This window comes from Zunongwangia mangrovi, from assembly GCF_900112105.1.
In the GTDB taxonomy this organism is placed as follows: domain Bacteria; phylum Bacteroidota; class Bacteroidia; order Flavobacteriales; family Flavobacteriaceae; genus Zunongwangia; species Zunongwangia mangrovi.
The window spans coordinates 25962-39702 of record NZ_FOKV01000009.1 but is presented as its reverse complement, the minus strand read 5'-3'; the positions used below and the strand labels follow the sequence as shown (position 1 = coordinate 39702).

At 36.3% G+C, this 13741-nt stretch carries 12 protein-coding genes; 6 read left to right on the top strand and 6 right to left on the bottom strand.

Annotation, left to right across the window (positions count from 1 at the left end):
* Window positions 1-12: 12 nt before the first annotated feature.
* The 4 genes from rpsA to lon all read right to left on the bottom strand — a co-directional run bounded on the left by rpsA (window position 13) and on the right by lon (window position 6447).
* Window positions 13-1842: a 30S ribosomal protein S1 gene (gene rpsA, locus BM201_RS15755; protein WP_092544351.1), complete on the bottom strand. Its 1830-nt coding sequence runs from the start codon at window positions 1840-1842 to the stop codon at window positions 13-15.
* A 173-nt stretch (window positions 1843-2015) separates the two neighbouring features.
* Window positions 2016-3209: an MFS transporter gene (locus BM201_RS15750; RefSeq protein ID WP_092544349.1), complete on the bottom strand. Its 1194-nt coding sequence runs from the start codon at window positions 3207-3209 to the stop codon at window positions 2016-2018.
* 1 nt (window position 3210) lies between these two features.
* The gene (gene cmk, locus BM201_RS15745; RefSeq protein ID WP_092544347.1) at window positions 3211-3903 is read right to left on the bottom strand and encodes a (d)CMP kinase; all 693 of its coding nucleotides are present in this window, start codon (window positions 3901-3903) and stop codon (window positions 3211-3213) included.
* Between the two features lie 93 nt (window positions 3904-3996).
* Entirely contained in the window at window positions 3997-6447 is a 2451-nt protein-coding gene (gene lon, locus BM201_RS15740) for an endopeptidase La (RefSeq protein WP_092544345.1), read from the bottom strand.
* Between the two features lie 214 nt (window positions 6448-6661).
* On the opposite strand from lon, the gene BM201_RS15735 reads away from it, so the two are divergent.
* The 4 genes from BM201_RS15735 to BM201_RS15720 are packed head-to-tail and all read left to right on the top strand — an operon-like array spanning window position 6662 to window position 9636.
* Window positions 6662-7219, top strand: a complete 558-nt coding sequence (locus BM201_RS15735) for an RNA polymerase sigma factor (RefSeq protein WP_175487067.1) — start codon at window positions 6662-6664, stop codon at window positions 7217-7219.
* Window positions 7209-7769, top strand: a complete 561-nt coding sequence (locus tag BM201_RS15730) for a hypothetical protein (RefSeq protein WP_092544343.1) — start codon at window positions 7209-7211, stop codon at window positions 7767-7769. Before BM201_RS15735 ends, BM201_RS15730 begins: the two co-directional genes overlap by 11 nt.
* The gene (locus BM201_RS15725; RefSeq protein ID WP_245758670.1) at window positions 7753-8841 is read left to right on the top strand and encodes a DUF4097 family beta strand repeat-containing protein; all 1089 of its coding nucleotides are present in this window, start codon (window positions 7753-7755) and stop codon (window positions 8839-8841) included. The genes BM201_RS15730 and BM201_RS15725 overlap by 17 nt, the downstream gene beginning before the upstream one ends.
* Window positions 8842-8901: 60 nt before the next feature.
* Entirely contained in the window at window positions 8902-9636 is a 735-nt protein-coding gene (locus BM201_RS15720; protein ID WP_092544341.1) for a head GIN domain-containing protein, read from the top strand.
* A 363-nt stretch (window positions 9637-9999) separates the two neighbouring features.
* On the opposite strand, the gene BM201_RS15715 is transcribed toward BM201_RS15720, so the two are convergent.
* Together BM201_RS15715 and BM201_RS15710 are read right to left on the bottom strand one after the other, a co-directional pair.
* Window positions 10000-11319: an MFS transporter gene (locus BM201_RS15715; protein ID WP_092544339.1), complete on the bottom strand. Its 1320-nt coding sequence runs from the start codon at window positions 11317-11319 to the stop codon at window positions 10000-10002.
* 63 nt (window positions 11320-11382) lie between these two features.
* Window positions 11383-12207, bottom strand: a complete 825-nt coding sequence (locus tag BM201_RS15710; protein ID WP_092544337.1) for a M48 family metallopeptidase — start codon at window positions 12205-12207, stop codon at window positions 11383-11385.
* Window positions 12208-12353: 146 nt separating this feature from the next.
* Between BM201_RS15710 and BM201_RS15705 the strand changes: the two genes are divergently transcribed.
* Both BM201_RS15705 and msrB read left to right on the top strand, forming a co-directional pair.
* The gene (locus BM201_RS15705; RefSeq protein WP_092544335.1) at window positions 12354-13223 is read left to right on the top strand and encodes an alpha/beta fold hydrolase; all 870 of its coding nucleotides are present in this window, start codon (window positions 12354-12356) and stop codon (window positions 13221-13223) included.
* 27 nt (window positions 13224-13250) lie between these two features.
* Entirely contained in the window at window positions 13251-13739 is a 489-nt protein-coding gene (msrB, locus tag BM201_RS15700; RefSeq protein WP_092544333.1) for a peptide-methionine (R)-S-oxide reductase MsrB, read from the top strand.
* The last annotated feature ends 2 nt before the right edge of the window (window positions 13740-13741 follow it).

Genomic DNA, 13741 nt, shown 5'->3' with positions numbered 1-13741 from the left:
AAACTGAAAGAATTATTTTCCTTCCATTTTATCTTTAAGAGCCTGAAGGTCTGCATTTACATCACCAATAGTGGTTTTGTCGTTGTTTTGTGAAGCGGCTTTTTTAGCAGCTTGCTTAACGATTTTTTGCTCTTCTTCTCTGTGGATAGCAGCGTGAGATGCTACAACACGTTTAAACTCTTTATTGAATTCAATGATCTGGAATTCTGCAGTTTCACCTTTCTTAAGTTTACTTCCGTCTTCTTTTTCAAGGTGTCTTTGTGGTACAAATGCAGTAATATCTTCATTAAAATCGATAGTAGCTCCTTTGTCTACGATTTCAGAAATTGCAGCAGTATGAGTTGTACCTACAGCAAATTCAGTTTCGTATTTATCCCAAGGGTTATCTTCGATTTGTTTGTGACCTAAACTTAGTTTACGTCCTTCAACATCTAATTCTAATACAACTACTTCTAGTTTATCACCAACATTACAGAATTCTGATGGGTGTTTGATTTTCTTAGTCCAAGAAAGATCAGAGATATAGATAAGTCCGTCGATTCCTTCTTCTAACTCTACGAATACACCAAAGTTAGTAAAGTTACGAACTACACCTGTATGCTTAGATCCAACAGGATATTTAGAAGTGATATCTGTCCATGGATCTGGAGTTAATTGCTTAATTCCAAGAGACATTTTACGATCATCACGATCTAAAGTAAGTATTTGAGCTTCAACCTCGTCACCAACATTTACGAAATCCTGAGCAGATCTTAAGTGCGTACTCCAAGACATTTCAGAAACGTGGATCAATCCTTCTACACCTTCAGCAACTTCGATAAATGCACCGTAATCTGCGATTACAACTACTTTACCTTTTACTTTATCACCTACTTTCAACTCTTCATCTAGAGCTTCCCATGGGTGTTTATGTAATTGCTTAAGACCTAACTGGATTCTAGTCTTAGCCTCATCAAAGTCTAAGATTACAACGTTAAGTTTTTGATCTAGTTCTACAATCTCGTTTGGATGGTTGATTCTAGACCAAGAAAGATCAGTAATGTGAATAAGTCCGTCAACTCCTCCAAGATCAACGAATACACCGTAAGAAGTGATGTTCTTAACAGTACCTTCTAATACCTGACCTTTTTCTAACTGACCAATGATTTCTTTCTTCTGCTCTTCGATATCAGCTTCGATAAGTGCTTTATGCGATACAACAACGTTTTTGAATTCGTGGTTGATTTTCACAACTTTAAATTCCATTGTTTTACCTACGTAAGCATCGTAATCTCTAATAGGCTTCACATCGATTTGAGAACCTGGTAAGAAAGCTTCAATACCAAATACATCTACGATCATACCACCTTTAGTACGACACTTAACAAAACCATTAACGATAAGACCTTCATCATGTGCTTTGTTCACACGATCCCATGCCATGATAACACGAGCCTTACGGTGAGAAAGAACTAACTGACCGGTAGCATCTTCTCTAACGTCGATTAAAACTTCTACCTCATCACCAACTTTAAGATCTGGGTTGTAACGAAACTCGTTAAGAGAAATTACACCTTCACTTTTCGCGTTGATGTCGATAATTGCATCACGATCAGTAATATTAATTACTTTTCCTTTTACAACCTCATCATCTAGAGTGTCTACGAAATTTTCCTCTACTAATTTCTCGAATTCTTCCAGCTTATCATCTGCGATTGGATCGATTCCTTCTTCGTAATTGTGCCAGTTAAATTCTTTTAGGAATTTTTCAGGATTAGCTTGTTGCTCAGTTACCTCTGGTTGAGATGCTGTAGCCATTCCCGCTACGTCCTGAACATCCTGATCTTTGATTTCTTCAGCCATAATTATTTGCTGATTAAAATTTGTATTCTAAGTTTATCGGAAACATTTAAGCAAAATAAAACTAAGAAGATGTTTTACGTTTTGATTTTCAAGCCCTTCTGCATTTCCGTTCTTTTGCCAAAAAGGAGTGCAAAAATACAACTAATTTTAATATTTTCAAACCTACTAAAAACTTAATTTTCTTCAGGTAAAGATTTCTTGAAAAGAAGGTGAAAAATTAAGATCAAAACGCTGTAAATTAAGCCTAAAGATGCTACTCCTTGCCACTGAAAAAGCTCCCATGCATATGCTCCCGTAGTTGTTCCTAATGCGCCACCAATAAAGTAACCCACCATATAAATAGTATTGATCCTATTTCTTGCATCTGGATTTCTGGAAAAGATAATATTTTGATTCGTAATATGTAAAGATTGTAGGCCCATATCAACCAAAATCACTCCGATAACAAGCCCTATAATTGAATACCCAGAAAACTCAAAAACTACCCAGGCAAAGATCATTACTATTGTTGAAATAATGATCAATCTGTTTTTATTCATTTTATTACTCAATCTCCCAATTAAGCTGGCGGCTAGTGCACCTGCGATTCCTAAAACGCCAAAAGTACCCGCTACCCCACTTCCGTAGTTAAAATTATCTTCCATAAGAAAGACCAAAGTGGTCCAAAATGCACTAAAACCGGCAAATCCTAAGGCTCCACGAAGCGCAGCTAATCGTACTGAAGATTCAGTTTTAAAATAACCCCATAGAGATTGCATAAGTTCTTTATAAGATCCCGAAAAATTAGGTTGTAATTCAGGTAATTTCAGCTTTAATAATCCCCAGAAAATAAGCATGATTCCGGCAGCGATAAAATACATCACTCGCCAACCAAAATACTCTCCCACAAAACCACTTATAAAACGGCTTCCCAAAATCCCAATGAGTAAACCACTCATCACAATCCCAATTGCGCTTCCTCTCTTTTCCGGCTTTGCTAATTGCGCGGCCATGGGAACAAAAACCTGCGGTACTACACAGCTAAATCCCACAAAAAAAACCGAAATCACTAAAACTGGTAAGCTAGGCGCTAAGGCCATTACTAGAAGACTGGCGATAATGAATACAAAATCGATCATTACCATTTTTTTACGCGGAAATTTATCGCCTAACGGAATAATAAACAGTAATCCAAAAGCATAGCCGAGTTGGGTAAAAAGAGGAATATTACTAACAGCAGATTCTGAAACTCCAAAATCTTTTGCCATTAAATTTAATAAAGGCTGATTGTAATAATTGTTGGCTACCACCAATCCTGCACCAGTCGACATTAAATAAAGTACCGATTTACTTATTCCCTCTTCAGAGGTAGTATCGATTTTGGCCATTTTAGGCGTCTGTTTTTTCTTTTACTAGAGAAAGAATTTTTTCAAACTGCTCTTCTTTACTTAAATCTGAATTATCGATCTCGATAGCATCATCTGCTTTTACTAAAGGAGAAGTTTCCCGTGTAGAATCTAAATGGTCTCGCTCCTGTACATTTTTTAGCACCTCTTCGTAACTAACATCATTTCCTTTTTCTTTCAGCTCGTTATAGCGACGTTCTGCTCTTTTTTCAGCTGAGGCTGTCATGAATAATTTTAATTCGGCATCAGGAAATACCACAGTACCAATATCTCGACCATCCATTACAACCCCACCTTCTTTACCTATTTCCTGCTGCTGTGCTACCAACATTTCACGAACCTGAGGAATAGCCGCAACTTTGCTCACGTTATTAGAAACTTCCATTAGTCGAATCTCTTCCTCAACATTTTCATTATTTAGATGAACAACTCCGTAACCAAGATCTTCATCAAACTTAAATTTAACGCTTATAAAAGCTAAATGTCTTAGTAAAGCTTCTTCATCTACTTTTTCATTTGTAACTATCACCTTGCGCATCGCATAAAGGGTTACTGCTCGATACATTGCTCCCGTATCTACATAAATATAACCTAACTTTTTAGCTAACTGTTTCGCTACCGTACTTTTTCCTGTTGAAGAATGCCCATCGATGGCAATAGTGATCTTTTTGGTCATTTAGTTAAAGTTTCTACAAAAATAGAGATTTGAAAATAGCTTAAACAAAAAAGCCCCGAATATCTTCGAGGCTTTTTGTCTATTGTTTTGTGATTATAATTCTTTCGCGTTTTCCACTTTTTCATTAGTGATCGCGATATCAATTACTTCGCTCATATCGTTTACGTAATGAAAAGTAAGACCTTTCAAGTATTCTTCTTTGATCTCGTTTATATCACGTTCGTTCTCTTTACAAAGAATAAGTTCTTTAATTCTAGCTCTTTTAGCAGCTAGGATCTTTTCTTTGATTCCGCCTACCGGAAGCACTTTCCCTCTCAAGGTAATCTCTCCTGTCATGGCTATACTTTTCTTCACTTTCTTCTGAGTAAATAATGACACTAAAGATGTAAGCATAGTTATACCCGCACTCGGACCATCTTTTGGAGTAGCACCTTCTGGTACGTGAATATGCACATTATGTTTTTCGAAAATACCTGAATCAATACCTAAAGCATCCGCGTTGGCTTTAATATATTCCATCGCGATGGTAGCAGATTCTTTCATCACTTTACCAAGGTTTCCGGTAATATTTAAATTTCCTTTTCCTTTCGATAAAATTGATTCAATAAAAAGAATATCACCGCCAACCTGCGTCCAGGCTAAACCTGTAACAACTCCAGCAACTTCATTATTCTCATATTTATCACGTTCTAAACGAGGACTACCTAAAATCTCGATAATATCTTCGTTAGTCACTTTTACATTATACTCCTCTTCCATTGCGATACTTTTCGCACCGTATCGAACTACTTTTGCAATTTGTTTTTCTAGCGCTCTAACACCAGATTCACGTGTATAACCTTCAACGATCTTTTCTAGCTGGGCTTTACCAATTTTGAGATCATCTTTTGTTAGTCCGTGCTCTTTTAATTGCTTCGGAAGTAAATGTCTTTTAGCGATTTCAATCTTCTCTTCGATCGTATAACCGGTAACATTTATTATTTCCATACGATCACGTAATGCCGGCTGAATAGTATTTAAACTATTACAGGTTGCAATGAACATCACTTTAGATAGATCGAAACCTAATTCTAAAAAGTTATCGTGAAACTCGCTATTCTGTTCCGGATCTAAAACTTCTAATAATGCTGAAGAAGGATCCCCTGCATTACCAATACTTAGCTTATCGATTTCGTCCAAAACAAAAACAGGATTACTGGTTCCCGCCTTTTTAAGACTCTGGATAATTCTACCCGGCATCGCACCAATATAAGTTTTACGATGTCCTCTAATTTCAGCTTCGTCTCTTAAACCACCTAAAGAAATTCGAACGTATTCTCGCCCTAAAGCTTCGGCTACAGACTTTCCTAAACTGGTCTTACCAACTCCCGGAGGACCGTAAAGACAAAGAATAGGAGACTTCATATCATTACGCAGTTTTAAAACTGCCAGATATTCTATAATTCTACGTTTTACATCATCTAAACCATAATGGTCACGATCTAAAATTTTCTTTGCTCGCTTAAGATCAAATTTGTCTTTACTGAATTCATCCCAGGGAAGATCTAAAAACAGATCCAGGTAATTTCGCTGAATGGAATATTCGGCTACCTGAGGATTCATTCTTTGCATTTTTGAAAGCTCTTTTTCAAAATGCTTTTGTACATCTTCATTCCAGTGCTTGTCTTTAGCTCGTACGCGCATTTCTTCGATCTCATCTTCATGAGAAACACCACCCAATTCTTCCTGAATGGTTTTCATTTGCTGATGCAAGAAATATTCGCGTTGCTGCTGACTCATATCACTCTGCACTTTAGACTGAATATCATTCTTAAGTGCCAGTTTCTGATTTTCGACATTCATAAACTTCAAGGTCGCTAAAGCACGTTCCTTAAGATCGTTGGTCGCTAATAAGTTTTGTTTCTCTTCTACAGAAAGATTCATGTTAGAAGACACAAAATTGATTAGTAATGAGTTACTTTCTATATTCTTAATGGCGAAAGAAGCTTCAGAAGGTATATTAGGACTGCTTTTAATAATTTGCAGCGCTAAATCTTTAATCGCATCGATTATTGCCCCAAATTCTTCATTTTCAGCATCTGGTTTTGTTTCAGGAATTTCTTCAACATTTGCCCTCATAAAAGGCTCTTCCTGGGTAACTTCAGTAATATTAAAACGCTTTTTACCCTGTATGATCACTGTTGTATTTCCATCGGGCATTTTTAAAACCCTAAGAATTCTAGCTACAACACCAATATTATTAATGTCTTTAATCCCTGGATTTTCTACCTCTTCATCTTTTTGAGAAACAACACCAATGATCTTTTCATTATTATTTGCTTCGTTAATTAACTTGATCGAAGCATCTCTTCCAGCAGTGATAGGAATCACTACTCCCGGGAAAAGAACCGTATTTCTTAAAGGTAATATTGGTAAGTTTTCGGGTAATTTTTCTTTATTTATTTCCTCTTCATCTTCAGGCGTCATTAACGGTATCAACTCTGCATCTTCATTTATACCCTGTAATGACAAACTGTCAATATCCGTGAACTTTGTTTTAGCCATAAGTTATCTTTAATAGTCAAACTGTCATTGCAGTTTGTTTATTTTAATTTGTTTTGAGACCTCTACGCCTGCAAATACTAGATTCCAGGCGATTAAAATTGTTGCTTTTTAATGGTGTCAATTCCTATGCCAGCATATTTTTTCTGAAATAATTTTCAAAAACTGTAACAAACAGAAACTCATCCTATCTTTATACTAGAAACAAGATATTTTTTTGCAATCAACCATCACACATATTAACGATCTTGTAAACGACTGCCGGCAGGGAAACCAGCGTGCGCAAATGGAGATTTACAACCGGTATTACAAAGCCATGTATAATACTGCATTGCGAATCGTACATCATAGTGCCGAGGCCGAAGATATTATGCAAGAATCTTTTTTAAGTGCTTTCGAAAAGATCGATCAATTTAAAGCTGAAGCTTCTTTTGGCGCCTGGCTAAAGCGAATTGTGGTAAACAACAGTATTAATGCCCACAATAAAAAATCGAAGTACGAAGAAGTAAGCTATAAGGATTATCTAAAAAACGAAACAGACGAGAATGAAGGAATAACTACTACCGATACTCAAAATAAAAAAGTAAAAATGGTTTTAAAAGCCATGCAGGAGCTTAAAGAAAATTACAGGATTTGCCTAACACTACACTTAATCGAAGGTTATGATTATGAAGAAATAGGTGATATTTTAAATATTTCTTATGCCAATTGCAGGACAACCATTTCCCGAGCGAAAGAAAGTTTAAGAAAAAAAATGATGAAAGATGAAAAATGACGAATTCTTTGAGGATCTAAAGGGATTGAACTTTGATATTTCTGAACCAGATTCTGGACATAAAGATCGATTTCTTGAAAAACTCGAACAGAAACATAAAAATGAAGCTTCTAAAACAGGAAAACTAAGAAAACTTTGGATTCCGCTAAGCAGTATAGCAGCCGCACTTATCATCGCATTTATAGCTTTTGGTAATGTTTTTAATACGCCTGCATTTGCAAAAGAAGCAGATCTTGCTGCAGTTTCTTCCCAAATGAAAGAAACTCAAGATTTTTACAGCACACTTATAGAAAGAGAGTTAAAATCTATAGAAGGAGAGCGCAGCCCAAAAACCAATAAGATCATTAACGATGCATTCGTACAATTAGAAACTTTAGAAAAAGAATACAACAAACTAAAAAAAGATCTTTTAGAAAGTGGCCAGGATAAACGCGTAATCTATGCCATGATTAACAACTTTCAGAAAAGGATCGACCTGCTAAACCAGGTACTAGACCAAATTGAGACTATTAAACAACTAAACACACAAGAAAATGAAACTATTATATAAATTACTATTCCTTGCGCTTTTGGTGCCGGCAATAAGCTTTGCCAATGGGGATGTTGAAGGTAGACATACCAAAGAGAAAACATTAAAAAGAGAATTTAAAGTATCGCAAAAAGGGATTCTGGATATTAATAATAACTACGGAAATGTAGATATTTCTACCTGGGATGAAAACCGAATTGTAATTCAGGTATTTATTAAAACCAATGGCGATGACCTGGAAAGGGTTCAGAAAAAATTAGATGATATTTCTGTCGATTTTCAGCAAAATGGAAACCGCGTAAGTGCAAAAACCAAATATCAAAAAGAAGAAAGATCCTGGTGGAGCAGTTTATTTAGCAGCGGCAATGGCATTAATATGGAAATTAACTATGTAATTAAAGCTCCGGTAAACCACGATATGGTGATCGATAATGATTACGGAGCGATCTATATTGATAAAGTGAACGGAAATACAGATATCTCCTGTGACTACGGAAAGGTTGATATTGGCGAGCTAAGAGGATCACGAAATATGCTGAATTTTGATTATACCCGTAATTCTCACTTCGGATTTATTTCTACTGCGGAAATTGACGCTGATTATTCTGAATTTACCATTGAAGAAGCTGAAGATCTAAATATAAGTGCAGATTATACCGACTCGAAAGTTGAAAAAGTAGAACGCCTAAAATACAATTGTGACTACGGAAGCTTTAGAGTAGATAAAGTAAAAGTTTTGGAAGCTGACGGAGATTACCTTAGCACCAAAATTGGTCGTGTGTTTACTTCACTAAACTTAAATCAGGATTATGGTTCGATCTCTATCGAAAAATTAATCGACGGTGTGAGAAACGTAAATATCGATACCGATTATGCCGGAATTAAACTTGGTTTTGATGCCGAGATGGATTTCACCTTCAATGTAAAAACTTCTTACGGGAGTGTAAAAGGTACAGATGATCTGGAAATTCAAAAAAAGCATGATCGTAATACCAGTAAGGAAATTTCAGGATATTACGGAAAACAAAACAGCTCAAATTCAATAAATATCACCACAAGTTACGGTAGTGTAAGCTTCAGAAAAGAATTCTAAAAATATATAATTTCAGCAATAAATATTCGCCGCAAGGCACAACCATTAATCAATCAAATCATGAAAAAGTCAATTTTAGCCGCAGTCATTTTATGCATCAGCATCACCTCAGCAAACGCCCAATGGTGGAGCAGCGATAAAAGTATTAAAGGAAACGGCAATGTAGTTACCGAAAATCGAAAAACATCAGATTACGACGCAGTAAGCCTTGTAGGTTTTATGGATGTTGCACTAGTAAAAGGAAGCGAAGGAAATTTAACTATCCAAGCCGAAAGCAATCTACAGGAATACATCACTACAGAAGTTAAAAACGGCACTTTAAGAATTTCAGTAGAGAAAGGCGTAAATATAAGTCCGTCACGACACAAAAGCATTAAAGTAACAGTTCCTTTTGAAGATTTAGAAGGCGCTTATTTAACCGGAAGCGGTGATATTTGGACAGAAGATAAGATCACAGCGAGAGATTTTTCACTATCGGTTACCGGAAGCGGTGATATGAATATTGAAATTGAAGCTGATGAAATTGACGGAAAAGTTACGGGAAGTGGCGATACCCAATTAATAGGAACTGCAAGTGAATTAGATTGTAACGTTACAGGATCTGGAGATTTTGACGCTTACAAACTCAGAGCAGCTGTTGTAAGTGCCCAAGTATCTGGTTCTGGAGACATTATGGTTTATGCTGAAAAAGAATTGAATGCAAGAATCGCAGGATCTGGAGATATTTCTTATAAAGGTAATCCTAGTAAAGAAAATTTTAAAACTTCAGGATCTGGAGATATTTCAAAGTACTAATTCCAAATACTGGTAATTATTGTTTAATTTTTGAATGAAAATCCCTTCTACCCTACAGAAGGGATTTTTTTAGATTTTCTTTATGGTAAAGGGTTGACAGCAATTAGGAATTAGCAATCAGCAATCAGCAATCAGCAATCAGCAATCATCAATCTAATGTATTACTTTTGTCCGCAAAATAAAAAATCAGTGAAATAAAATTTTTAATTTTTTTCTGTTCTATCATCTTACAATGTATCGGTATTATTTGTTTTAAAGACATATAGAGTTCAGAATTAAACTTAATGTAATCCTGTTTCCTACCTCTTTTTTCTCTCTTCTCTTGTCTATACTCTATATTCTAACAGCGAAGCGGTCTGAACTTTAACTTCTAATCTTCGGTACTCTGATCAGCAAAACAATTCCGCCGATAAAAAAAATGATAAGGAATAATATCGAATTTCGGATGCTTCCGGTAATTTGAGCAATTAAGCCATACATAAACATTCCGATTACAATCCCAATTTTCTCTGAAACATCATAAAAACTAAAATAACTTGCGGTATCGATCGCATTTTCGGGCAGCATTTTGGAATAAGTAGACCTAGAAAGTGACTGAATACCTCCCATTACTAATCCCACACTGGCTGCGGCAACGTAAAACTGATTTGGCGTAGTAATAAAATAGGCGTAAACGCAAATAAGTGCCCAAATGATATTTATAAAAATTAAGGCCTTAATATTACCAATCTTAGCTGCAATTCTAGACGTTAGCGTTGCACCCAAAACAGCGACCAACTGAATCAATAAAATACTTACGATCAACCCGGTGGTTGAATCCTGCTCGCCCCAATCTAATTCTTTAATTCCAAAATAAGTAGCAATAAGCATAATGGTTTGCACCGCCATACTATACACGAAGAAAGCTCCCAAATATCTTTTAAGCTGAAGATTATGATTTAAAGAATTCCAAATCTTCCGAAGCTCTTTAAAACCATTGAACATCACATTTTTAGTCAGTTTTGCTTTTTTAGTCCCTTTTGGTAAATAATAATAAGTGTACTGACTAAAACCAATCCACCATACTCCGGTTAACACAAAAGAAAGTCGGGTTGGTAATCCTTCATCTTCAAAACCAAATAGTTCATATTTAAGGATCATTAATAAACAAAGAACCAATAAAATAACACTACCAATATATCCCAATGAAAAACCCTTTGCGCTTATTTTATCCTGTTGCTCTGGGAAGGCGATATCTGGTAAATAACTATTGTAAAATACCAAACTAGACCAAAAACCGATTAAAGCCAGAAAATAACATAACAGCCCGAACCAAAGGTTTTCTAAGTTGAACCAAAACAAGCCTATACAGGATAGCGCGCCCAGATAGCAGAAAAATTTAAGGAAATTCTTCTTATTCCCAACATAATCGGCAATCCCTGACAAAAACGGACTAAGACCAGAGACTACCAGAAAAGCTGCCGCGGTAACATAAGAGATTAAGGCATCGTTATTAAAATCGAATCCTAAAAATGGGACTTTATCATCAATAATATTTCCTTCAGAATCTTTTAAAATCGTAAGCGCTCCATAAAAAATAGGAAATATTGCTGAAGATATCACCAGGCTATAAACCGAGTTCGCCCAGTCGTAAAATGCCCATGCGTTAAGTAGTTTTTTACTACCCTTTGGAAGATTTTTCATGGACTAAAAATAAAAAAGCTACACCAATAGTGCAGCTTTTTCAATTTATTTATTTGTAAAATCTTACTGAAAACTTGTTACTCCGTATTTTCTGGCCTCAGCTTTTGCTTCAGGAGCCCAGGCCTCAAGATTATTGATTCTTGTTTGATTTGAAGGGTGCGTACTTAAAAATTCTGGTGTAGAAGCTCCTCCACTATTTTGTTGCATCCTTCTCCAAAGATCGGCTGCTTCATCTGGATCATAGCCGGCGATCGCCATTAAGGTTAGACCAATTCTATCAGCTTCAGCTTCCTGGCTTCGGCTAAAAGGTAACATCACCCCTACCTGAGAACCAATTCCGTAGGCTTGGGCAAAAATTTGCTGAGTTTGCTGACTTTTGCCACTAAGCGCAACAGCTCCTGCAGCTCCAATAACTTGTTGGGCTTGCGCCGCACTCATTCGTTGCGCCCCATGATCGGCCAATGCGTGAGCTACCTCGTGCCCCATCACTACTGCCAAACCTGTTTCGTCCTGGGTTATAGGCAAAATTCCTGTATAGACCACCGTTTTACCTCCCGGCATCGCAAATGCGTTTACCTGATCGTCCTGAACTAGATTATATTCAAATCTAAAATCCTCTAAAAATCCCTGGTATCCATTGGCGTTTAAATAGCGTTCTGCTGCTGTCTTAATCTTATCACCTATCCTCTTTACCATTTTGGATTCGGTAGTACCAGTAACCACATTACTACTATCCAAAAAGGCATCATATTGCTGGAATGATGATGGGAATAATTGATCGTTGCTTACAAAATTTAAATTCTTTTCTCCTGTGAAAGGATTTACTTTACAGGCGACTACTGTTAAAGCAGTAACAAAAAGAACTAATATCCACTTCTTTACTTTCATAGTTAATTAGATTAGTTTTGTTAAAATTACAAAAGCCAAATCGCTTAAAAGTTTTGTTTAAGTAGGATTTAACAAATTATAGCTTTCAAAAAAGGTTCTAAAATTAAAGAATCTTAGAATCTATATAGCAAGTATTTATAAAAAGGATGGCAAAAAAACATAAAGATAAAACCCCAATTCAGCAGTTATTATTGCCCTGGTACATTTTATATACCGGGAAAGTTCTTAACTGGATCTCACCTTATCTTGCGAGTAAATTTGCGGGTAAACTATTCCTAACGCCCTTAAAATATAAATTACCGCAGCGGGAACAAGGAATGGATCAAAATTCAAAGCAATCCACACAAGTTTTACCTAAAAGTGAAAGGGAAATTGTGGTTTACGAATATGGTAAGAGTGATAAAAAAGTTTTGCTGGTACACGGTTGGAGTGGTCGCGGCACACAACTTTCTAAAATTGCCGATGCTTTGCTTAAAGAAGGTTTTAGTACCATTAGTTTCGATGCTCCTGCCCACGGGAAAGCTTCGGGAAAAATGAGCATGATGCCTTATTTCATTGAAGCTATTCATTATCTGAGCAAAAAATACGGACCGTTTCATACGATTATTGGCCATTCTTTAGGCGGAATGTCTACTTTAAAAGCGATTAAGGAAGGAGTATCTTCAGAAAAAGCAGTAATTATTGGAACAGCAAATAGCGTTACCGCAATTACGCAGGAATTTGTACAAAACCTTCATATGGATAAAGAGGTCGCCTATTTTATGAAAGCGCAATTTGATGAGAAATTCGGGCAAAATATGGATAATTATTCCGGAGCAATTTCAGCGCAAAGTGTACATATTCCAACTTTAGTTATTCATGATAAAGATGATGTAGATGTACATTACAAATGTGCTGAAGAAATCCATAATCAATTAAAAAACAGCAAACTCTATTTAACCGAAGGCCTAGGACATCGACGAATCCTGGGAGACCAAAATGTTATTAACAAAATCACAACGTTCATCACGGCATAATCTTTGTAACTTTCAAAATAAAAAGAAATGAGAAAGTTACTATTTATATTAATTGCCGTATTTACTCTGGTAAGCTGCAAAGGGAACGCCCAGGAAGAAAATGCGAAAAAGAAGCAAAAGTTCGAAATTTCTAAATCTGAAAACGAATGGAAAAAAGAACTTACAGATGCCGAATTTAAAGTTCTTAGAAAAGCTGCGACCGAGCGTCCTTTTTCAAGCGATCTGTTAACGGTAAAAGGAAACGGAACCTTTGTTTGCGCTGCCTGCGGAAACGAACTTTACGAAAATAAATACAAGTTTGAAAGCGGTACGGGCTGGCCAAGTTTTGATCGTGCTATTGAAGGTGGCGTGGCTTTTGGATCTGATTCTAAACTAGGATACCAGCGTGACGAAGTTCACTGCGCAAAATGTGGTGGACACCTAGGTCATGTTTTTGATGATGGACCACGAGAAACTACTGGAAAAAGACATTGTATAAACGGTGTCGCTATGGATTTTAAACCTACCGAAAAATAAAA

Bases quoted from the DNA above. Each gene is read 5' to 3' on its own strand.
- BM201_RS15705 (WP_092544335.1), top strand. From the start codon at position 12,354: ATGGCAAAAAAACATAAAGATAAAACCCCAATTCAGCAGTTATTATTG.
- BM201_RS15725 (WP_245758670.1), top strand. From the start codon at position 7,753: ATGAAACTATTATATAAATTACTATTCCTTGCGCTTTTGGTGCCGGCA.
- cmk (WP_092544347.1), bottom strand. From the start codon at position 3,903: ATGACCAAAAAGATCACTATTGCCATCGATGGGCATTCTTCAACAGGA.
- BM201_RS15730 (WP_092544343.1), top strand. From the start codon at position 7,209: ATGAAAAATGACGAATTCTTTGAGGATCTAAAGGGATTGAACTTTGAT.
- rpsA (WP_092544351.1), bottom strand. From the start codon at position 1,842: ATGGCTGAAGAAATCAAAGATCAGGATGTTCAGGACGTAGCGGGAATG.
- BM201_RS15715 (WP_092544339.1), bottom strand. From the start codon at position 11,319: ATGAAAAATCTTCCAAAGGGTAGTAAAAAACTACTTAACGCATGGGCA.
- BM201_RS15750 (WP_092544349.1), bottom strand. From the start codon at position 3,209: ATGGCCAAAATCGATACTACCTCTGAAGAGGGAATAAGTAAATCGGTA.
- BM201_RS15710 (WP_092544337.1), bottom strand. From the start codon at position 12,207: ATGAAAGTAAAGAAGTGGATATTAGTTCTTTTTGTTACTGCTTTAACA.
- msrB (WP_092544333.1), top strand. From the start codon at position 13,251: ATGAGAAAGTTACTATTTATATTAATTGCCGTATTTACTCTGGTAAGC.
- lon (WP_092544345.1), bottom strand. From the start codon at position 6,447: ATGGCTAAAACAAAGTTCACGGATATTGACAGTTTGTCATTACAGGGT.
- BM201_RS15720 (WP_092544341.1), top strand. From the start codon at position 8,902: ATGAAAAAGTCAATTTTAGCCGCAGTCATTTTATGCATCAGCATCACC.